Source organism: Maribacter sp. BPC-D8, from assembly GCF_035207705.1.
GTDB lineage: Bacteria > Bacteroidota > Bacteroidia > Flavobacteriales > Flavobacteriaceae > Maribacter.
The window spans coordinates 3,828,067-3,849,969 of record NZ_CP128187.1 but is presented as its reverse complement, the minus strand read 5'-3'; the positions used below and the strand labels follow the sequence as shown (position 1 = coordinate 3,849,969).

General features: G+C 36.3%; 25 protein-coding genes. 7 read left to right on the top strand and 18 right to left on the bottom strand.

From position 1 onward, the window contains the following. Positions 1 to 65 precede the first annotated feature (65 nt). The 9 genes from QSV08_RS16875 to QSV08_RS16835 all read right to left on the bottom strand — a co-directional run bounded on the left by QSV08_RS16875 (position 66) and on the right by QSV08_RS16835 (position 6,595). Positions 66 to 428: a hypothetical protein gene (locus QSV08_RS16875; protein WP_324024881.1), complete on the bottom strand. Its 363-nt coding sequence runs from the start codon at positions 426 to 428 to the stop codon at positions 66 to 68. A 62-nt stretch (positions 429 to 490) separates the two neighbouring features. Then, positions 491 to 877 (bottom strand): VOC family protein, encoded by a 387-nt coding sequence (locus QSV08_RS16870; protein ID WP_324024880.1) that lies wholly within the window; start codon positions 875 to 877, stop codon positions 491 to 493. Beyond that, the gene (gene recJ / locus QSV08_RS16865) at positions 874 to 2,562 is read right to left on the bottom strand and encodes a single-stranded-DNA-specific exonuclease RecJ (RefSeq protein ID WP_324024879.1); all 1,689 of its coding nucleotides are present in this window, start codon (positions 2,560 to 2,562) and stop codon (positions 874 to 876) included. The genes QSV08_RS16870 and recJ overlap by 4 nt, the downstream gene beginning before the upstream one ends. Positions 2,563 to 2,771: 209 nt before the next feature. Next, positions 2,772 to 3,200 carry an OsmC family protein gene (locus QSV08_RS16860; protein WP_324024878.1) on the bottom strand — a complete coding sequence of 143 codons (429 nt, stop codon included), beginning with the start codon at positions 3,198 to 3,200 and terminating at the stop codon, positions 2,772 to 2,774. 283 nt (positions 3,201 to 3,483) lie between these two features. Continuing rightward, complete coding sequence (locus QSV08_RS16855) at positions 3,484 to 4,059, bottom strand: uracil-DNA glycosylase family protein (protein ID WP_324024877.1); 576 nt, start codon at positions 4,057 to 4,059, stop codon at positions 3,484 to 3,486. A gap of 59 nt (positions 4,060 to 4,118) precedes the next feature. Next, positions 4,119 to 4,691, bottom strand: coding sequence for a uracil-DNA glycosylase family protein (locus tag QSV08_RS16850; RefSeq protein ID WP_324024876.1), 573 nt, complete (start codon positions 4,689 to 4,691; stop codon positions 4,119 to 4,121). Positions 4,692 to 4,755: 64 nt separating this feature from the next. Continuing rightward, positions 4,756 to 5,100: a HopJ type III effector protein gene (locus QSV08_RS16845; protein WP_324024875.1), complete on the bottom strand. Its 345-nt coding sequence runs from the start codon at positions 5,098 to 5,100 to the stop codon at positions 4,756 to 4,758. A 5-nt stretch (positions 5,101 to 5,105) separates the two neighbouring features. Next, on the bottom strand, positions 5,106 to 5,777 hold the full coding sequence (gene rsmI / locus QSV08_RS16840) for a 16S rRNA (cytidine(1402)-2'-O)-methyltransferase (RefSeq protein ID WP_324024874.1): 672 nt from the start codon (positions 5,775 to 5,777) through the stop codon (positions 5,106 to 5,108). Positions 5,778 to 5,902: 125 nt separating this feature from the next. Continuing rightward, a complete protein-coding gene (locus QSV08_RS16835; RefSeq protein ID WP_324024873.1) occupies positions 5,903 to 6,595 on the bottom strand; it encodes a hypothetical protein in 693 nt (230 codons plus the stop codon). A gap of 104 nt (positions 6,596 to 6,699) precedes the next feature. On the opposite strand from QSV08_RS16835, the gene QSV08_RS16830 reads away from it, so the two are divergent. The 7 genes from QSV08_RS16830 to arfB all read left to right on the top strand — a co-directional run bounded on the left by QSV08_RS16830 (position 6,700) and on the right by arfB (position 13,901). Then, positions 6,700 to 7,344 (top strand): thymidine kinase, encoded by a 645-nt coding sequence (locus QSV08_RS16830; protein ID WP_324024872.1) that lies wholly within the window; start codon positions 6,700 to 6,702, stop codon positions 7,342 to 7,344. After that, positions 7,337 to 8,443, top strand: a complete 1,107-nt coding sequence (alr, locus tag QSV08_RS16825; RefSeq protein ID WP_324024871.1) for an alanine racemase — start codon at positions 7,337 to 7,339, stop codon at positions 8,441 to 8,443. The genes QSV08_RS16830 and alr overlap by 8 nt, the downstream gene beginning before the upstream one ends. A gap of 85 nt (positions 8,444 to 8,528) precedes the next feature. After that, on the top strand, positions 8,529 to 8,936 hold the full coding sequence (gene mscL, locus QSV08_RS16820; protein WP_324024870.1) for a large conductance mechanosensitive channel protein MscL: 408 nt from the start codon (positions 8,529 to 8,531) through the stop codon (positions 8,934 to 8,936). 241 nt (positions 8,937 to 9,177) lie between these two features. Then, positions 9,178 to 10,167, top strand: coding sequence for an aspartate-semialdehyde dehydrogenase (locus QSV08_RS16815; protein WP_324024869.1), 990 nt, complete (start codon positions 9,178 to 9,180; stop codon positions 10,165 to 10,167). 86 nt (positions 10,168 to 10,253) lie between these two features. Then, positions 10,254 to 12,410, top strand: a complete 2,157-nt coding sequence (locus tag QSV08_RS16810; RefSeq protein WP_324024868.1) for a prolyl oligopeptidase family serine peptidase — start codon at positions 10,254 to 10,256, stop codon at positions 12,408 to 12,410. An 85-nt stretch (positions 12,411 to 12,495) separates the two neighbouring features. Further along, positions 12,496 to 13,485, top strand: a complete 990-nt coding sequence (locus tag QSV08_RS16805; RefSeq protein ID WP_324024867.1) for an ABC transporter ATP-binding protein — start codon at positions 12,496 to 12,498, stop codon at positions 13,483 to 13,485. A gap of 14 nt (positions 13,486 to 13,499) precedes the next feature. Further along, a complete protein-coding gene (arfB, locus tag QSV08_RS16800; protein ID WP_324024866.1) occupies positions 13,500 to 13,901 on the top strand; it encodes an alternative ribosome rescue aminoacyl-tRNA hydrolase ArfB in 402 nt (133 codons plus the stop codon). A 13-nt stretch (positions 13,902 to 13,914) separates the two neighbouring features. On the opposite strand, the gene QSV08_RS16795 is transcribed toward arfB, so the two are convergent. The 9 genes from QSV08_RS16795 to accB form a co-directional block, all read right to left on the bottom strand. After that, positions 13,915 to 15,243 carry a GntP family permease gene (locus QSV08_RS16795; RefSeq protein WP_324024865.1) on the bottom strand — a complete coding sequence of 443 codons (1,329 nt, stop codon included), beginning with the start codon at positions 15,241 to 15,243 and terminating at the stop codon, positions 13,915 to 13,917. A 95-nt stretch (positions 15,244 to 15,338) separates the two neighbouring features. Continuing rightward, a complete protein-coding gene (locus tag QSV08_RS16790) occupies positions 15,339 to 15,926 on the bottom strand; it encodes a hypothetical protein (protein ID WP_324024864.1) in 588 nt (195 codons plus the stop codon). Positions 15,927 to 15,950: 24 nt separating this feature from the next. Continuing rightward, positions 15,951 to 16,217, bottom strand: coding sequence for a DUF1877 family protein (locus QSV08_RS16785; RefSeq protein WP_324028385.1), 267 nt, complete (start codon positions 16,215 to 16,217; stop codon positions 15,951 to 15,953). Positions 16,218 to 16,503: 286 nt separating this feature from the next. Next, positions 16,504 to 16,974 (bottom strand): 3-oxoacyl-ACP synthase, encoded by a 471-nt coding sequence (locus QSV08_RS16780; protein ID WP_324024863.1) that lies wholly within the window; start codon positions 16,972 to 16,974, stop codon positions 16,504 to 16,506. Beyond that, positions 16,961 to 17,572 (bottom strand): hypothetical protein, encoded by a 612-nt coding sequence (locus tag QSV08_RS16775; RefSeq protein WP_324024862.1) that lies wholly within the window; start codon positions 17,570 to 17,572, stop codon positions 16,961 to 16,963. Before QSV08_RS16775 ends, QSV08_RS16780 begins: the two co-directional genes overlap by 14 nt. Positions 17,573 to 17,744: 172 nt before the next feature. Further along, the gene (locus tag QSV08_RS16770) at positions 17,745 to 18,860 is read right to left on the bottom strand and encodes an NAD(P)/FAD-dependent oxidoreductase (protein WP_324024861.1); all 1,116 of its coding nucleotides are present in this window, start codon (positions 18,858 to 18,860) and stop codon (positions 17,745 to 17,747) included. Between the two features lie 21 nt (positions 18,861 to 18,881). Continuing rightward, a complete protein-coding gene (locus QSV08_RS16765; protein ID WP_324024860.1) occupies positions 18,882 to 19,853 on the bottom strand; it encodes a polysaccharide deacetylase family protein in 972 nt (323 codons plus the stop codon). Between the two features lie 118 nt (positions 19,854 to 19,971). Continuing rightward, positions 19,972 to 21,324, bottom strand: a complete 1,353-nt coding sequence (gene accC / locus QSV08_RS16760; RefSeq protein WP_324024859.1) for an acetyl-CoA carboxylase biotin carboxylase subunit — start codon at positions 21,322 to 21,324, stop codon at positions 19,972 to 19,974. Between the two features lie 84 nt (positions 21,325 to 21,408). Then, positions 21,409 to 21,897, bottom strand: coding sequence for an acetyl-CoA carboxylase biotin carboxyl carrier protein (gene accB / locus QSV08_RS16755; RefSeq protein ID WP_324024858.1), 489 nt, complete (start codon positions 21,895 to 21,897; stop codon positions 21,409 to 21,411). Positions 21,898 to 21,903: the final 6 nt, after the last annotated feature.

Here is a 21,903-nt window from a genome sequence, read left to right as displayed (position 1 = left end):
ATAACAGGGCATATAAAGAATACCGAACAAATTAATCGATACATGCAATGCTAGTTTTTTTCTACTTATTCAATGCCTAATTCGCCAAAGTAAGAATCTAACTCTAGCTTAAACATGGTGCCATTTATTAAATCTCTTACTTCAATCGCTTCTTGGTAACTTACCGCAAAAGTTATTTGGTGCGCAGGTGTATTCAACAATAAAGATCGACAAGAATCTTTCGTTTTGCAATCTCCACAAATAGTATCCTTGCCATTTTCTACAGTATCTGCTATGCATTTAGAAAAATGCCGCAATTCGCTCTTGGTAAGTAAAAGTCCAATATCCCTGAAAATCACTTGAACTTTATTTGCTTCATTTGGCTTCTCTCTTTTCCATTGGAAGGCTATTCCGAAATCATTTTGGTAAATAGGATGTATATCGTTCATAAGAATTTACATATTTAATATAAATATATGAATCTTATTTAGAACAATTATAAATAGTATTGTTAAATGGTGATTTCTATCTGATTGCCTTCTGGGTCGAGAATCACACTTTCGTAGTAGCCATCGCCTGTAGTTCTAGGCTCACCAGTAATTTTAAATCCGTCAAATCTTAGCTTTTCAGTCAAAAAATCTACTTGTTCTTTTGTCCCTACCGACATGGCAAAATGTATGAATCCGGTATTTACTTCATTATCTGTGGTTGCAGTAATACTTGGTTTATGCATAAGTTCTAACCTTGCACCATCAGTAAAACTTAAAAAGTAAGATGTGAATTTTTTGGTCGCATTATGATACTTTTCTCCTACTACTACGGCATTGAAATACGTTTCATAAAATGCACGCATTGCTTCTAGATCCGTTACCCAAATAGCAATGTGCTCTATTCTCATTTGATGTCCTTTAACTTCAATTGTAGACTCACATTACCTTGCCACTCATTTTCATCAATAGAAAAAACAGCGCTAAAAGGTTTTCTGCCAGTTACCAATGAAAGTTTATCGCCCATATTAAAACCGATACCATCAATTTTATGACTGTCTTGCTGTACTACCGAAACTTTTAAATGTGCTTCTTCTTTACCGACACCTTTTGCATAACCGGTATCTTTTAAGTCTTCTGCCATAAATACTGGTGACATATTACCTGGACCAAATGGAGCAAACTGTTTTAAAATCCGCATTAATTTTGCATTAATATCTTTCAACTCAATTACGGTATCGATACTAATTTCTGGTATCAACATTTGTGGATCAATACTCTCTTTCACCACTTTCTCGAACTGATGTTTGAAGTTATTATACTGCTCTTCTAACATCGTTAAACCTGCAGCATATTTGTGTCCGCCAAACTGTTCTATATAATCTGCACAACCTTCTAGGGCATTATACACATCAAACCCTCTAACCGATCTTGCCGATGCTGCGAGCTTATCGCCGCTTTTAGTAAAAACAAGTGTTGGTCTATAGTAGGTTTCTGTTAATCTCGATGCTACAATACCGATCACCCCTTTATGCCAAGTATCTTTATATACGACAGAAGTGAAACCTTCTTCCTCTTGATTTTCTTGAATTTGCCCTAACGCTTCAATGGTAATTTCTTGATCTAAGCCCCTTCTATCGGTATTGAATATTTCGATTTCAGCAGCGAATTTTATGGCCTGGTCTATATTGGTTTCGGTCAATAGATTTACCGCATATTGACCATGTTTCATTCTACCGGCAGCATTAATTCTAGGTGCAATAACGAACACTACATCGGTTATCGTAAGCTCTGTTTTATTGATCTGATTTATAATAGCTTTGAATCCGGCTCTAGGCTGCTGGTTGATAACCTGTAAGCCATAGAAAGCTAGTATTCGATTCTCTCCGGTTATCGGTACTATATCCGCTCCGATTGCAGTTGCCACTAAATCAAGGTAATAGATAACATCGTCAATAGTTTCTCCTCTTCGAGAACCTAATGCCTGAATTAACTTAAAACCTACTCCGCAACCACATAACTCATCGTACGGATAGCTACAATCGTCTCGTTTTGGATCTAGAATTGCTACTGCATCGGGCAATGTTTTTCCTGGTCTGTGGTGGTCACAAATAATGAAATCAATCTCCTTCTCTTTTGCATAGGCAACCTTATCAATTGCTTTCACTCCGCAGTCCAATGCAACGATTAATGTGAACCCATTATCCTCTGCAAAATCAATTCCTTTATACGATACTCCATACCCCTCATCATACCGATCCGGAATATAGGTTGCCACATTAGGATAGTAACTCAACAGATATGACGACATTAAAGCAACAGCCGTTGTACCATCGACATCATAATCGCCATACACTAAAATATTCTCTCCGTTGGCAATTGCTTCCTCAATCCTGTTCACCGCAATATCCATGTCCTTCATTAGAAAAGGATCATGTAAATCTTCTAACTGCGGACGAAAGAAATCTTTCGCCTCTTCATAAGTTGAAATCCCTCTTTGCAACAATAACTGCGCCACCAAATCATCGACCTTTAACGCATCGGCTAATGCATCAATATCCTCTTGTTTCGGTTTCGGTTTAATTGTCCAGCGCATTCTATTCAGTGTTCAGTTTACAGTTCTTCAAATTCAAATTCAAAAATCAAATTCAAATTCAAATTCAAATTTCTCAGTTGGCAGTATCAGTTGTCAGTGTTCAGAGTATAATCGATATCGTCTTTGCGAGGCACGAAGCAATCTCTCACTTAGGTGTACCAAACAAACAGATTGCTTCTTCCGATTGCTATCGGAATCGCAATGGCGTTTTATTTTTTATGAAAAACAGTCTTAATATCTAGCTCGGCGAATTGTCTGAACATTTCCATTACTCCGCAATATTTTTCGACAGATAAGTCTACTGCTCTTTGTAGTTTTTTCTCGTTTAGGTCTTCACCATGAAAATGATATTCTATAACTACTTTGTCATAAAACTTAGGATGCTCATCAGTTAAGTTTGCGATAGTTTCGATATGAAACTCATCTACTTCTAATTTCATCTTCTTAAACATTGCCGCTACATCTAAGCCAGAGCAACCCGCTAATGAAGACAACATTAATGCTTTTGGTCTAAAACCACTACCGTCACCACCATCTTCTTTGGCGATATCCATTCGTAAAGAATGCCCTGAAGGATTATTACTTTCGAAAGACATGTTGCCCAACCACTTTGTACTAATATGATTTGTTGTACTCATAATTTTATGTTTTTTGTAGGCTACAAAAATACAACAATATAGGCTGGGATGTTGTTAGGCGCCATGTTGGTTGTTGGTAAAAATTATAAAATTGTCATTGCGATTCCGATAGCTATCGGAAGAAGCAATCCGTTTAATTTTGGGTATAAGCTCGAACATGTTTTACTGTCAGTTCGAGTAGTTTATTATTCAATATTTTCATTGAATAATAAAATGTATCGAGAACCATTTGGAGCACGTTAGGTTCTCGATACATTTTATTTTTGAAAAAACAGTAAAGTCATCATTTTTGTAATATATCAGCCACCAATTCTTTCAACTCCCCTACAACCTCTTTTTCGAACCACGGATTCTTACTTCGCCAAAAATGATTTACTGGCGATGGGTGTGGTAACAAGAAAAACTTTGGTAGATATTCTTTGTAATGCAAGACATTTTCCGTCAGGTTCTTTTTTGCTTGTTTACCTAAATATTGGTCTTGTGAGTATTTACCAATAAGTAGAATCAGTTTTACGTTTTTAAATTCATCCCACACTTGCGAATGCCATAATGGGGCGCATTCTTTTCTTGGAGGTAAGTCGCCTGTTTTTCCTTTACCAGGATAGCAAAAACCCATGGGTAGTACCGCAAAATTATCAGGATTAAAGAATACCTCATCAGAAACTCCTAGCCATTCTCGTAGTTTTCTGCCACTGGGTTCGTCCCAGGCTTTGTTCTCAACATGAGCTTTTGTACCTGGTGCCTGACTTACCAATATGATTTTAGAATTAGTAGTACCTGCAACAATGGGTCGTGGCTCTAAAGGCAAGTGCGCCTTACAAACAGTACAACCTCTTATTTTAGATAATAAATCTTGCATGATGTTATTGATGTATACTTTAAATTTCCACCTAGCACTATAGGGTGAAATGACGGAACCTATTCCAAAATCTTAGCTACCAATTGCTGCAACTCCCCAACAACATCTTCTTCGAACCACGGATTCTTACTTCGCCAAAAACGATTTACTGGCGATGGGTGAGGAAGAAGAAAATATTTTGGCAAGTATTCCTCGTAGTGTAAAACGTTCTCCGTCAGATTCTTTTTTGCCTGTTTTCCTAAATATTGGTCTTGTGAGTATTTGCCGATCAGCAATATCAGTTTTACGTTTTTAAATTCTTCCCATACTCTTGGGTGCCATAATGGGGCGCATTCTTTTCTGGGTGGCAAGTCACCCGATTTTCCTTTACCTGGGTAACAGAATCCCATGGGTATAATTCCGAAATTATCGGGATTATAAAATTCTTCATCAGTGACACCTAACCATTCTCGTAGCTTCTTACCACTAGGGTCATCCCAAGGTTTATTTTCTACATGGGCCTTTCTGCCCGGTGCCTGACCTATTACTATTATTTTAGAGTTTTTAGAACCTGCAACAATAGGTCGCGGTTCTAAAGGCAAATGCGCCTTGCAAACCGTACAACCTCTTATTTCAGATAATAAATCTTGCATGGCGTAATTGATGTATAATTTATGCCTCTAACGAGTACTAGCGGAATCTTAATAATAAATAACTCTAAAGCAACTTCAATGCTTCGCCATCAAAAGACAAGCCTTCAAAGCCCGTATTTATAAAGTTTCTAATATTTTGGTGCGAACTTCCTTTAAGGTCAAGAAGCACCTCGTCAAAATAGTACTGACCAAAACAAGCCAAAGTTTCTTCTTTTGAAAGTCCTTCTTTAATAGCAAAAGAGAATAGCTTACAAGAACCTGAATTTTGACCAACTTCGTTACTTACATTACCGTTAGTATATGATGTTGGTGTAAAACTGTATTTCGAATCAATCGCAACCATGGTGTCAGAAAAATTAATTTCTTTCGGTGTAGTCCTTAGTTTATTCTTGAACTCTGCTAATGTCATAGTATTTATTTATTTCCCCCAACAACAATTACAATTTCCCCTTTTGGTGGTTTCTCTGTAAAATGCTTTAATACTTCTTCGGCTGTGCCTCGAACTGTTTCTTCGTAGAGCTTAGTTAACTCTCTTGAAACGGAAATAGGTCTTTCTGCTCCGAAATATTCCACAAAATGCGCTAAAGTCTTTAGCAGCTTATGCGGAGATTCATAAAAGATAATGGTACGTGGTTCTTCTGCCAATAATTTCAACCGTGTCTGCCTGCCCTTTTTTACGGGTAAAAATCCCTCAAAAACAAACTTGTCATTTGGCAGACCACTATTGACCAAAGCTGGTACAAAAGCTGTTGCGCCCGGCAAGCAGTCGACCTCAATACCCGCTTCTACACAGGCACGGGTTAAAAGAAAACCAGGATCTGAAATTGCCGGTGTACCTGCATCTGAAATGAGTGCAATATTCTCACCTCCTTTTAGCTTACCTACCAAATAATCGACCATATTATGCTCGTTGTGCATATGGTGACTTTTCATCTGTGTACCAATCTCAAAATGATGCAATAATTTTCCGCTGGTACGTGTGTCTTCCGCAAGTATTAAATCTACCTCTTTCAGAATACGAATTGCCCTTAAGGTCATATCCTCTAAATTTCCGATCGGTGTAGGTACTAAATAAAGCTTTCCCATGTATTTTAAAGTAAAAAACCTCTAAGCAGGACTGCGAGGTATTGAATTGAAAATTTAATTTAGATTTCGATTATCAAGTAAAAAACCCAACACAAGTGCTGGGTTTTTTACTTATATGGTATTAATTAAGAGAATCTACGAGATACCAATTCAATAAATCGCTCTTCATAGGGTTCTTTACCAGCCCAGTTATTATAATCTGGTTTTACCATATTTTTTATAAAAGATATCGAACGCTCTTCTGTATCAATAGTATTTAACTGAGATAGCACACGGTTATAATCTTCCATACTATTATTAAACAAATGTTTTACAAATGCCAAGCGATCGTTCAAATCTACTTTTACATTACTTTTTGCCAAACGGTCATTCAATGATTTTGGTGTAGCATCTGGTTGCTTTAAGTCCTCTTTAGATGGTGTAAAAAGCTCCATATCATTTTTCATTAGATTGGGCTTTGACATAAATTCTGCCAAAACATCTTCTAACTGATCATTATCCGGCATTTCAGAAATAAACCCTTTTATAGTTTCCATGCCTGGGTGCTTAACGATATCCTCATCATGCGGATTACTCTCAGGTACACCTTTATTTTCTTTCAAAACCGCATTTGCCATTTCTTCAAATTTTGCGGCAATGGCATTTTTAGAAACATCAACTTCCATATCATTGAGTTCGACCTCAATAAACTTAAGCACAGCAAGTTTCTCATATAGGTTTTTAGAAACCTCATACAAATTTGTTACATCATCTAAATTATCAGCAGTCAAAATTTCTGTAGATAACTTTCTCAATTCCAGTTTCAACTTATTTTTCATCTCACAAATTTTACGGTAAAGACTTAAATAGTGGGTTTTTTAAATACCTTTATCATCTTTAAAGAATAAACGAAAATCCCATTATTTTCGTCTAAAATTACAAAATGTTTCTCGAAAACACAGTTAATCATAAAGAACAATTCGGCTGGATAGAAGTCATTGCCGGGTCGATGTTTTCTGGAAAGACAGAAGAATTGATTCGTAGACTTAAAAGAGCGCAGTTTGCCAAGTTAAAGGTTGAAATATTTAAACCTATGGTAGATACCCGTTATGATGATGAAATGGTGGTATCGCACGATGCCAACGAAATTCGTTCTACGCCAGTACCCGCAGCTGCCAATATTCGTATTCTAGCAGATACCTGCGACGTTATCGGTATTGATGAAGCCCAATTTTTTGATGATGAAATAGTTACTGTTTGCAATGACCTAGCGAATAAAGGTGTTAGAGTTATTGTTGCCGGACTAGACATGGACTTTAAAGGAAAACCCTTCGGACCCATGCCTGCTCTTATGGCTACTGCAGAATATGTTACTAAAGTACACGCCATTTGCACACGCACGGGCAACTTGGCAAATTATAGTTTTAGAAAATCTAACAACGATAAATTGGTTATGTTGGGCGAAGTAAATGAATATGAACCCTTAAGTAGAGGTGCATATTACAAAGCTATGCTTAAAGAAAAGGTGAAAACGATAGATGTAAAATCTGAGGAAATCGATACCATCAAAAAGAATGAAAATGGCTAAGGCAGAGGAAACCGTTTTAGAAATTGATCTAAAGGCACTTGGTCATAACTACACTTTTTTACGCTCTAAAATAAAGCCCGATACCAAATTTATGGCGGTAGTAAAGGCATATGCTTATGGTAGTGATTCTGTTGCTATTGCCACATACCTTCAAAATTTAGGCGTTGATTATTTTGCCGTTGCTTATGTAAATGAAGGTGTAACGCTCAGGGAAGGCGGTATTACCGCTCCCATTTTAGTGCTTCACCCACAGAAAACTCATTTTAAAACGCTCATCGAAAACAATCTTGAGCCTAGCATATATTCAAAAACTATTCTATCGGATTTTATAGCAACTGCCGAAGAAATGGGTAAGACAGATTATCCTATTCACTTAAAATTTAATACGGGACTCAATAGATTAGGTTTTTCTGCGGATGACTTACCTGAAATCTCTTCTCTTATTAATCAACAAAAAGCAGTTCAGGTAATTGCACTGTTATCGCACTTGGCAGCTACTGAAGATGCAAACGAAACTGACTTTACCAATCTTCAATTAACTCGGTTTGATGCTATTTGCAAAAAGGTGGATGCACTGTTTACAACCAAGACTTTAAAGCATGTGCTCAATACCTCGGGCATTATTAATTACCCGCATGCGCAATATGATATGGTTAGAAGTGGAATAGGACTTTACGGTTATGGTAACGAACCACATATAGATGCTGAATTGCAACCGGTAATGACACTAAAAACAATCATATCTCAAAAACATACGATACCTACAGGTGAATCTGTTGGCTACAATCGCAAATACAAATCTGACCACAAAACCATAACCGCAACCTTGCCTTTAGGTCATGCAGATGGTATAGGTAGGGAATATGGCCATGGAAAAACATATGTTAGTATACACGGAAAATTAGCTCCAATTATTGGAAATGTTTGTATGGATATGATTATGGTAGATGTCACCAATATTGAATGTGAAGAAGGTGATGAAGTTGAAATTTTTGGAAAAAACCTGTCAGCAAACGAATTTGCGGAGACTGCCCAAACCATAACCTATGAAATACTTACGGGACTTTCTCAACGCATTAAGCGAATTATTAAAAATTGATTCGTTAACATTTCATTAAGGAATCGATTTTTTTAGTAAATTGCGTTACTTTTTAAATTTAACCATTAATAAAAATTAAGTAAACATGTTAAAAGAATTCAAGAATTTTATTTTGACGGGTAACGTCATCGATTTTGCTGTAGCAGTTATTTTAGCTGGAGCAGTAGGATTAGTAGTAAACGGATTTGTTGCTGATATCATCATGCCAATCGTAGGTCACTTCGCAGGTGGAGTTGATTTTGCAGATTTGAAATTGATCTTAGATGAAGCAGTAGTTGGTGCAGATGGCGCAATTGCTAAGCCAGAAAATGCTATCCGTTGGGGTGCATGGATCAACACTATTGTTAACTTGTTGATCGTTGGATTTGTAATGTTCTTGCTAGTTAAAGCTTACAACAAAAGTAAAACTCCTCCAGCTCCAGTTGAAGAAGCTCCAAAAGGACCTACAGCTGAAGAATTATTGATTGAGATAAGAGATTCTTTAAAAAAGTAATCTTAAATAATACTCCCTAATTATAGGGTACCGTTGCACTGCAACTTACATTAATTAAAACCGTCAACTTTGTTACGCTAACATTGTTGACGGTTCTTTTTTTACCTCACTTTGCAAATTGCCTCTAAATAGACAATTGTTACAATTTAAACAATTTGTTATATTTTGATTATTCTTTTCTTTTTTACTTGCGCAAGTACCAGTATTACTTATTTTTGCCGCTTAATAAAATGTTTTACAAATGAAAGTAGCTGTAATTGGTGCCACAGGCATGGTTGGCGAAGTAATGTTGAAAGTATTGGCTGAACGTAATTTTCCTTTAACGGAATTATTACTTGTTGCCTCTGAACGTTCTGTAGGTAAAAAATTGACCTTTAAAGGTAAAGAGCATACAGTTATCGGTTTAGCAGATGCTGTAGCCGCAAGACCTAATATTGCCATATTCTCTGCAGGTGGTGACACTTCTTTAGAATGGGCTCCAAAATTTGCAGAAGTTGGTACTACCGTAGTAGACAACTCTTCTGCTTGGCGAATGGATCCGACCAAAAAATTGGTTGTTCCTGAGATCAATGCTCATGAGCTTACTGCCGAAGATAAAATTATAGCAAACCCTAATTGCTCTACTATTCAGTTAGTAATGGCACTATACCCATTGCACAAGAAATATAAAATGAAACGTGTTGTTGTTTCTACCTATCAGTCGGTTTCTGGTACTGGGGTAAAAGCGGTAAAACAACTAGAAAACGAAATCGCAGGTATACAAGGCGAAATGGCGTATCCTTACCCAATCGGTAGAAATGCATTACCACATTGCGATGTTTTCATGGAAAACGGATACACCAAAGAAGAAATGAAATTGGCACGTGAACCGCAGAAAATTCTAGATGATCGTACATTTTCAATTAGTGCTACTGCAGTTCGTATACCTACTGCTGGCGGTCATTCAGAATCTGTAAACGTAGAGTTCGAAAATGACTTTGAACTTAACGAGGTTCGTCGTTTGTTAAATGAAATGCCCGGAGTAACTGTTCAAGATAACCCTGATACAAATACCTACCCTATGCCAATATATGCTCATAATAAAGATGAAGTATTTGTTGGTCGTATACGTAGAGATGAAACGCAAAGAAACACTTTGAATATGTGGATCGTTGCCGATAACCTTAGAAAAGGTGCTGCAACAAACGCTGTTCAAATCTCAGAATACCTAGTAGAAAAAGGCTTAGTTTAATTTATACCCTGTACAAAGTTAAAACCTTCAAAACTTCACTGTTTTGAAGGTTTTTTTATGGTATTTTAGTACAAACTGAACTACTCATGAAAAAAGTAATACCTGCGCTACTTGCCTTTGCGCTAATTTCTTCCTGTAAAAACGAATCTAAACCTGAACCCATTATTGTGAATTATCCTGTTACCGCAAAAGTTGATACTGTAGATACTTATTTTGGCACCGAAGTTAAAGACCCATATCGTTGGTTAGAAGATGATAGAAGCCCAGAGACTGAGGCTTGGGTAAAAGAACAAAATAAAACTACATTCGGTTATTTAGAAAATATTCCTTTTAGAAATGATTTAAAAAATCGTCTTGAAAAACTATGGAATTATGAGAAACTAGGTTCTCCGTTTAAAAAAGGGGATTACACCTATTTTTATAAAAATGACGGACTCCAAAATCAATATGTAGTGTATAGAGCTAAAGGCGATGAAAAGCCTGAGGTTTTTTTAGACCCAAATACCTTTTCTGAAGATGGTACAACATCTTTAGCTAGCTTAAGCTTCACCAAAGATGGTTCATTGGCAGCTTACCTAATTTCTGAAGGTGGTAGCGATTGGCGAAAAGCGATTATTCTAAATGCTGAAACTAAAGAGATTGTCGAAGACACCTTAATTGATATTAAATTCAGCGGACTCTCTTGGAAAGGTAATGAAGGATTTTACTATTCTAGTTACGACAAACCAAAAGGTAGTGAGCTATCGGCTAAAACCGATCAACACAAGGTATACTATCATAAATTAGGCACTCATCAAAAAGACGACAAACTTATATTTGGTGGTACTTCTCTAGAAAAGCATCGCTACATTGGTGCTAATGTCACCGAAGACAATAAGTATCTATTAATAAGTGCATCTGTTTCTACTTCTGGCAACAAACTGTTTATTCAAAATTTAGAAGACCCGAACGGATTACTTATCCCCATGGTCGAAGACACCGATTCTGATAACTATGTTATTGACAACATCGGTTCTAAGCTGTATATCGTTACGAATAGAAATGCACCCAACAAGAAAATAGTTACGGTTGACGCTGCTAATCCTGAAGCAAAAAATTGGATAGATTTCATCCCCGAAACAGAAAATGTATTAAGTCCGGATACGGGTGGCGGTTACTTCTTTACCGAATATATGGTCGATGCCATTTCGAAGGTGAATCAATATGATTATGATGGTAAACTAATTCGTGAAGTAAAATTACCAGGTATAGGATCCGTTGGCGGATTTGGTGGTGAGAAAGATGATAAAGAATTGTACTTCTCTTTTACCAATTACAACACTCCCAGTTCTACCTATAAATTTGACCCTGCAACCGGTGAATATGAATTATACTGGAAACCAGAAATAGATTTTAATCCCGCAGATTATACTTCTGAGCAAGTTTTCTATGCTTCTAAAGATGGTACCAAAGTACCTATGATTATCACTTATAAAAAGGATACAGAATTGAATGGTAAAAACCCAACAATTCTTTATGCCTATGGCGGATTCAATGTAAGTTTAACTCCGTCATTCAGTATCGGTAATGCCGTTTGGATGGAACAAGGCGGAATTTATGCTGTTCCCAATCTACGTGGTGGTGGCGAATATGGTAAAAAATGGCATGATGCGGGTATTAAAACTAAAAAACAAAATGTATTCGATGACTTTATCGCTGCTGCAGAATACTTAGTGGATAACAAATATACTTCAAAAGAATACTTAGCCATTCGCGGAGGTTCTAATGGCGGATTGCTAGTTGGCGCCACAATGACACAAAGACCAGATTTAATGCAAGTAGCATTGCCTGCAGTTGGAGTTATGGATATGTTGCGCTATCATACATTTACGGCTGGCGCCGGGTGGGCTTATGATTACGGTACTGCAGAAGACGATGATGAAATGTTTCAGTACCTAAAAGGCTATTCGCCAGTGCATAATGTAAAAGCGGGTACAGCTTATCCTGCTACTTTGGTTACTACCGGTGATCATGACGACAGAGTAGTACCGGCACATAGTTTTAAGTTTGCAGCAGAACTTCAAGAAAAACAAGAAGGTACGAACCCAACCTTAATACGTATTGAAACAAATGCCGGTCATGGTGCAGGTACGCCTGTGAGTAAAACTATTGAACAATATGCAGATATTTTCGGCTTTACACTCTATAATATGGGCTACACCGAGCTACCTAATAAAAGCATTTTGAAAGATTTTAAGGAGTAATTACCTTTTGAAATCAATAAATTATTGAAAAATCCGTTTCAAATTGGAACGGATTTTTCAATTTTGCATTCCTAAGAATAAAAACATGTTACGAGTAGAGAATCTATCATTTTCATATGATAAACTTCCAGTTTTAGAAGCTGTTAATTTGCGTATTCAACGTGGAGAGCATGTGGCTATCATTGGTGAAAGCGGATGCGGTAAAAGCACCTTGCTCAAACTAATGTATGGTTTGATGGATTTAGATGAAGGAGAAATTTTCTGGGAAGACGAACAAATTTTAGGTCCGGCTTACAACTTAGTTCCTGGTGCGCCTTTCATGAAGTACCTATCTCAAGATTTTGATTTAATGCCGTTCATCACCGTTGCTGAAAATATTAGCCAGTATCTCTCTGTTTTTTATCCCGATGAATTAAAAGAAAGAACTGAAGAGCTATTAGAAATGATAGAGATGACCGAGTTTGCCGATAAGAAGGTGAAAACGTTAAGCGGCGGTCAGCAACAACGTGTCGCTTTAGCAAGAGTACTAGCTCAAAAGCCGCAAGTGCTACTCTTAGACGAACCCTTTAGTCATATCGACAACTTTCTAAAAAACAGCTTACGTAGAAATATCTTCAATTACCTGAAAGAGAATCTTATTACTACTATTGTTGCTACCCACGATGTAAACGATGTTTTACCTTTTGCAGATCGTGCCGTTGTTTTACGCGATAAAGGCATTATAGCAAGGGCAAGACCTATGGAGCTTTATAAAAATCCTAAAAACTTATATGTCGCTTCTCTTTTTGGTGAGGCAAGTATGATTTCTATAGATGTCCTTAAAACCTATGCAAATACAAAAAGGAAAATAATTGTCTATGCACATGAGTTTCGAGTTTCGCCTTCATCTGGCTTTCATGTTATTGTAGAAAAAGCATACCCAATGGGTGCCTATTACTTAACAGAAAGTAAAAGCGATGATGATGAAACCATCTTTTTCAATGCAGATAAATTATACCCGAAAGGGAAAGAATTGTTTTTAAATGTGGCTATTGAAACTATCAATCAGCGTATACAAGAAGCTGCTGCTAATTAATTTAAAAGCATGTTATGAACCAAGAACAGATTCTTACCGAGTTACAGTTTAAAGCCATTAGAAGTAGTGGTCCTGGTGGTCAGCATGCCAATAAAGTTTCTTCTAAAGTAGAATTATCTTTCCATATCGAATCTTCAGCGGGACTAACAGAACGCCAGAAAAAGAGGGCGCTTCTAAAATTAGAAAACAAACTGAGTAAAGAGGGACTTCTAATATTACAGTGCGATGAATCTCGCAGCCAGCATAAGAACAAAGAATTGGTAATTAAACGATTCTTTAAACTTCTAGAAAAATCTTTAGTAGTACCTAAGGCTAGAAAGAAAAGTAGACCTACTAGATCATCTATTGAAAAAAGGTTGAAGGGCAAGAAAATTGCCTCTCTCAAAAAGCTGAATCGCGGTAAGCCAGACTACTAATAGCTATATCGTTTTATGCGAAAATGGAATAAAACACAAACACAGTTATCGCACCTGTAAGACCTAGAACACCTGTACCTAAACCGAAAAGGCGATACCCTGTTTTTACATTCATGCCGCTCATTTGTGTTACCACCCAAAAGAAGCTATCGTTTGCATGAGAGATTACCGCAGAACCTGCACCAATCACAACCACTACCAGTGCTTTCTGTATTTCGGTGTCAAAACCTAAAGATGACATCATAGGCATGATAATAGAAGCTGTCGTTACCAGTGCCACCGTAGAAGAACCTTGTGCTGTTTTTAAGGCAGCAGCCAATACAAATGGCAAGAAAATACCCATATTATAGTCCGTCAAGGTTTGCCCTAGAATTTCTGCAATGCCTGAGTTCTGTAATATTTTACCAAAGATTCCGCCAGCGCCTGTAATCAATAATATAGAAGCTGCATCTTTAATTGCCTTACCCACCCAACCTGCTGATGAGAGCATATCGTAATTTAATTTTTTAGGCAAGAACAGACATAAGAATACGCCAATTAATAAAGATATAACTGGCTCACCCACAAAATTGATAAAATCTAACAGTCCATTTTCTTGTCCGACATCCATAGAGTTTAGAACGGACTTCAAGACAATTAGAAAAATAGGAACTAGAATGGGTATAGATGCTTTTAAAGCACTTGGCGAATCTTTAATCTCTTGTTCTGCTTCAAGTGCATCTTCAACATCTGGTGCTATCATGGTTTTTGATGCATACTTTTTAGCGAATATGATTCCGACAATCAAAGCCACGATACTTGTTGGAAACCCGAAAGCGATAACCAAACCTAAATCTGCCCCAAGAATACCTGCAGCTGCAATCGGCCCCGGAGTTGGAGGTACCATAGTATGCGATGCCATTAAGCCTAAACCTAACGCTATTGCCGGACCAGCAATTGATATTTTCGCTTTCTTGGAAAGACTTTTATTTAAAGGGTGCAGCAGCATAAAACCGCTATCTGCAAAGACAGGTATAGACACGATATAACCGATAATCCCCATTGCCGTAGTCACCCGTTTCTTCCCTATTAAGCCCAATACTTTTTCTGCAATGGCAAATGCACCACCGGTATGTTCTAAAAACGCACCAATGATGACTCCGAGTACAATAATCAACCCTATTTTACCTAGTGTACCGCCAAAACCTTCATTGATAGATACAATGATATCAGCATAAGGCATACCGGCAAAAATTCCGTATAAAATTGAAATAATGAACAGTGCAAGAAAAGCATGAATCTTAAGCTTTGTCGTCAATATAATTATGGCAATGACCGCGAGAAGTAAGTAGAATATTTCCATGCTTGGTGGTTGTAAATTTTAGAAAACAGAATGAATAAATATACACAGACCATAATTTACAGCCTCAGTTTACATTACATTTCAGATCTATTATTTTAATTAGGGTTGAGTAAGTTGTACTCGTTATAAATTTTCTTCAAATTGCTCATTTCCTCTCCAAAAGATATAATCCCTACCGGAACTTCTCCTACAGTTTCTATACGATTACATTCAAAACAAATCTCTAAAAACCCTTTTAACCTTAACTCCGAATCATAAAACATAAGCCCATGCCTAGGCTTATAACAATCAGCAACTACAATTATCGATTCTGAAACTTGACTATCACTTACTCTAAATAATCTGTCATAATCCGATTTCTTTAAACTAATTCGTTTACCGATATAGTCATCTTTCAAATCCACTTCACTATTTCTAAGACTACTTTTTTTATTTATAATAATTGACTCATAATCACAATTCTCAACAGTTTTACTACTAATTCTTTCAGTAAATTCTTCATTGAAAATAGAGTGCGTTTCAGTTATACATTTTGGAAGTATGGTAATTAATTTTACAGTCGTATTCTTTGTAAAATCATCAAATGAAGTGTTCGTATTCTCTATTTCACTATTTCCATTATTTACCTTCTGCGAAGAGCAACCTAGAGTCATAAAAACCAAAAAAATAAAAATTCTTTTCATTCTCGATATTGAAGTTTGTCTTTTTTATCCTGAAAAAACAAAAATGTAACTTTCATTAAGTTTTGCTCTGTTGAAGATAGATTTTAATTGACCAATACCATCAATAATATCCCCTTTATTAAATGCTCGGTCACTAGATTCATTATCGTGCCAAACTTCAGGATATACTCTATTAGAATTTAATTCTTGCGAATTATAGTTTTCATCCAAACAATTTACGGTTACTGTCTTCAACAACTTATCTATTGTTGAAATTTCAACTGATGATAAATAACTAATTGAATTATCAATAAATTGATCAAATTGATCAATATTGAAATTTTAAAAATCTGGTTTTTCGCCCAAATAATCTTTGGGATAGAATAATGAATCAACAGTTTTATGGTATTGGGAATCCAAAATTTTTTTAAGAATAAATTCTATTCCAAAAGCATTTTTTTTCTAAAGTTTCAAATGATTCTATTTCTGAAATCTCAAATAATAATGGGTCTGCTTTTATTTTAAAAAAAACAGTCTTTGTGATTTCGTAGTATGTCGAACTTTGTCCCATTTAAATTGGATTGTAAATGACTAAAAACTATTGAACACCAACAATAGCCAACTCCTTACCATTAAAACTAAAAATATCTCCAACGGCTTTACCAAAGACGAGTTTACCAATAGGTGTCGCGGCAGATATACAGTAAACCGATTTAGGTTTACTCTTAAATTCCCCTGCCGAAATAGCTATGTAATACACAAATGAATCTGTAACGACCAAACTACCTAAACCTACCGTTGGGGCTTTTCTGTCTTTTGGTACTTTTGAAAGTAGTTGTTGGGTTTTTTCTAATTCTGCGAGTTGCTGACCTAATTTTTCTCGTTCTAACTGTATCATGGCACGACCGGTTTCATGCTTATCGCCTGCACTACTTTTTGTTTCTGACGTTAGCGCAGTTTCCAACTCTTTAATGTGATTCTGTATTCTCGTCAGCCTATCGTTAACGAAATGCACGCAAAAGTCGTAAGCCTCTTTTTTTAAAATCTCAAGTGATTCAGTTTCCTTCAATGTGATACAGATCTGCCAGTTTATAGATCAAGTAATTTACAATTTGATTATCACTTTCACCAGCACTTATCATCTTTTGAATCTCTATTTTATTTTCAGCTTTAAAATAGTCTAAATCGCCAGAACGATCATCACTAAATATGTTCCATGATTTAAGTCCGCTTAGCATTGCCTTATGTGCTTCGTAACGCTTTGTAATAGATTGAACTCTCTTTTTGTCAACCTTTACAGTTGCTTCTTCATCATGCAATAATTTATAGTCTGCAGTGATTTTGGTATCGGCTTTTTCTGCTTCGGTAATAATTTTGAAATATGCCTGAGATACTAATGATTCATATGTTTTATTGAAACCAGCATCTATGCTCTCATCTTCAGCTAGGGGAACATCGGCATCTGTACTTGCGTATAAATCGTCGTTGGCATATGAATTATCAGCTATTAACGATTCTTTCCATGCTTCACTTTTTATATGCTCTTTCCAGACTTTTGCATATTCTCGTTGGTAGTCCGTTTTAGATAAACCACAACTGGTAAGGCAAATACCCCCTATAACAACTGTTAGTACAGCTGCAGCACTTCTTCTTAAAAATGTTCTCATATAGTATACTATGCTATTACAAACCATCTTAAAAGTCTACTGTTCTAGGTAAACCGATAAGTGCATTTTAGGGTAATAGGTAATCAAAGGGGATATACAATTTATAAATAAAATTAAGAGTACCGTTGCCTTTTGGATAAGATTTAAAAAAACAGGTTAAACTGAGCATAAATTAATTAATCAAATTAGCTAATTTTTTACCAATTGTGCTGCCTATGGCAATACCCATACCGCCTAGTCGTACTCCGCATGCCACATTATTAGACACTTGTTTTACAATGGGTTTCTTCTGTTGACCAACACCCATTATACCGCTCCAGCTGTAATCGATTTCAAAGGTGGTATTTGGCAAAATGACTGTATTTAATAGTTGCTTTAGTTTATTCTCAACCAAGGCAGTAGTTTCAAATTCAGTAGTTTCTTCGGCTTTAAAGTCCAAATTACGACCTCCTCCCAACAAAATACGATTATCAATATTTCTAAAATAGTAATAGCCTTCTTCTAAATGAAAAGTGCCTTTTATATGTAAATCTTTAATTGGCTTTGTAATCAACACTTGCGCTCGTGCAGGTTTCACGTTCTCAGATAATAATTGGGCGGCAAAACCATTAGTAGCTATCAGTAATTTTTTGGTTGTAAATTCTAGGTCATCTGTTTTGACAATTACTTCTGAACCTGCATCTTCAAAAGAATGTACTTTGGTTGAATTTACAATTGTGTTGCCTTTTTGCTGGGCTAATTGCACTAAAGATGTCATCATCTTACCGGTATCAATTTGCCCTTCAAAAACCTGAGAAATATAGTTGTTGTTAATTCCTTTAAAATTGAAAGAGTCTGGAGTGACCTTAAAGGCATCCGCTTTAAAAACAGGATGTAGTAACTCATTTACCGATTTTAATTCCTTCAGACAACGCTCGTACAACCCTATATCCTTGTTTAAAAATAACTCGTGTCCGCCATTATTCTGATAACCAATAGCGGCATCACCTAAAAGGTTGCGCAAAGAATGTATACCATTATATCGTTCTTGCACCAGATCAATTACCTCTTGTTCTGAGTGTGTTTTTAAGTCGGATAAAATTTCAGAAATACTACCAAAACAGGCAAACCCGGCATTTTTGGTACTCGCACCTTGTGGAAGTTTCCCTTTTTCTAAAATAAGAATACGTGCTTTTGGATGCTTCCTCCTTAATTCTAATGCACAATTTAAGCCTACAATACCACTACCAATAATAGTATAATCGATATTCGAAAACCACGATGTACGTTCCCAGTAGCTTAGGTTCATTGTATAATTTAGTTTATTGAATTATAATCCTCTTGCATCCATTTCGTCTTTTTCATACCTACTATCTTCTGCCGGATACCTAAGGATGTTTTCATATTTTCCTGATTGTTTTGCCAAAGACCAAATAAGACTTTCACCAGCAAATTCTGAATTGGGTTGATTCTCAAAAACCTCATCGGCATATGCTTTATCGGCATCAATAACGGTCCATCCTTTATTTTTAAATTCTTGTATTAAGTCTCCTAAAAACAAAGCTGAAGTTAAATTATGATGGAGCAATATTGTGTGGTTAATATGTCTGTCGTTCAACTCATACGATAGCTTTTCATAATAATTTGCCCTATCGATTAAATGCTGTAAATAATACTTCTTAAACTGATCTATGTCTGCTTTATCTAACCCAACCTCTTTTATTCGCTTTAATAGGCGTTGGTTTATATACCAATCTGATGCATCAATAGTGACATACCCATTTTTGTATTTATGAGCTTTAAGAACATTTCTAATACTATCTACCTTAAGCTTACTTGCGCCTTCTTTTAAATATGGAAACCTAAAATATTTGACTGAATTACTAAACTTAGAAATGATAGAATCTGTCTTGTTCAATTCATTTTCAAATAAAACTGTATTATTCTTTTCAGAGTTAAAATTAGGATGTGTAAAAGTATGGTTGGCTATATTATGCCCCTTTTCATTCCAGCTAGTCAATAAGTATTGACCTTTTTTATCCAATTTATTTTTACCAGTTACATAAAAAATAGCCTTAAGATTGTTGGTATCTAAGTGCTTAAGTAACATTTGGTTCCAATCTTCAAAGGCAAAGCCACCTAAATCAGAAGTAACACCATCATCAAATGTAAAGCTGATCGTTTTGCTTGAAGATTTTACCGCTTCTTTTACTACTATATCATCTTTTTTCTTCTCTACAGAGCTATCCTTACATCCAATGATGAAAAATAATAATGCGGAAATAGTTATAATTTTGGTCATTAAAAAATAGAGGTTAAATGAACTTTTATCTTTAAATATACTTAAACAGGATAAAATGTAATTTCTCAAAAGAATTAAAATAAAAAAAACTCCAACATTGCTGTTGGAGTTTTCTTGATTAATCTTCTTTAAGTGGATTCATTTTCCAATCGTTCATAAAGGCTGTTGTATAATTACCAGCCAAATAATCTGGGTGGTCCATTAACTGCCTATGAAATGGAATGGTGGTCTTAATTCCTTCAATTACAAACTCATCTAAAGCTCGCTTCATTTTATTGATTGCTTCTTCCCTAGTTTGGGCAGTAGTTATCAACTTAGCGATCATTGAATCGTAATTTGGAGGAATACTATACCCACTATATACGTGAGTATCCATTCTTACCCCATGACCACCTGGCGTATGTAAGGTTGTAATCTTACCTGGCGATGGTCTAAAGTTATTATAAGGATCTTCCGCATTAATTCTACACTCGATAGAATGTAATTTTGGAAGGTAGTTTTTACCTGAAATTGGCACACCTGCAGCTACAAGAATTTGCTCACGAATTAAATCGTAATCAATAACCTGTTCTGTAATTGGGTGCTCTACCTGAATACGAGTATTCATTTCCATAAAATAGAACTTACGATGCTTATCTACCAAAAATTCTATGGTACCAGCGCCTTCATATTTTATGTATTCTGCAGCCTTAACCGCAGCTTCACCCATTGCTTCTCTTAACTTATCTGTCATGAAAGGTGACGGAGTCTCTTCTGTCAACTTTTGGTGACGACGTTGTATAGAACAATCTCTTTCAGATAAGTGACATGCTTTACCATATTGATCACCTACAATTTGAATTTCAATATGACGTGGCTCTTCAATCAGCTTTTCCATGTACATACCGCCATTACCAAAAGCAGCAGTTGCTTCGTTTACGGCGCTATCAAAAAGCTCTTCCATTTTATCTTCAGAGAACACAGCACGCATACCCTTACCACCACCACCGGCAGTAGCTTTGATCATTACAGGGTAGCCCATTTTCTTGGCTATCTTCTTGGCATCTGCAACATCTTTCAAAAGACCTTCTGAACCAGGTACACAAGGTACACCAGCTTCTTTCATGGTTTCTTTGGCCGTAGCCTTATCTCCCATTTTGTCTATTTGATCACCAGAGGCACCAATAAATTTTATATCATGCTCAGCACATATGCGTGAGAACTTTGAATTTTCTGAAAGAAAACCATAACCTGGGTGAATAGCATCTGCATTTGTAATCTCTGCAGCTGCAATTATATTAGGGATCTTTAAATAAGATTCGCTACTAGCAGCAGGACCAATACATACAGCTTCATCTGCAAAACGCACATGTAAACTTTCTTCATCTGCCTTACTATATACAGCTACCGTTTTAATACCCATTTCTTTACAGGTACGAATAACACGCAAAGCGATCTCTCCCCTATTGGCAATCAGTATTTTTTTAAACATCTTTTAAATTTTAAGTTCTTGGTTCCATAACATTCTTAAACACCGTTTAGCAACGGCATCTAACAATAACTACTCAAAATTTAGTTAAGACGGATCTACCAAAAATAATGGTTGATCAAACTCAACTGGTGAAGAATCATCTACTAATATCTTAACGATAGTACCAGAAACTTCAGATTCGATGTCGTTGAACAATTTCATTGCTTCAATTACACAAAGTACATCTCCAATACCAATAGTTTGTCCTACCTCAACAAAAACTGGTTTGTCTGGAGAAGGCTTTCTGTAAAAAGTACCAATGATCGGAGACTTTATAGTGATGTATTTATCATCTTCAGCTTTCTGCTTTTCAGCTTCTGTAGCTCCGGCTGCTGCCTGAACTTCTACTGGTGCAGGGGCTGCAGGCATAGCTTGTTGAGCCATAGGCATCGTATGCACATAAGTTGGCTCAGAATTAGCTGATAAGCTTCCGGTACGAATGGTGATCTTAATATCATCCGTTTCCAGTTTTACCTCGCTGGCGCCTGACTTGGCTACAAACTTGATAAGGCTTTGAATTTCTTTAATATCCATATTTTC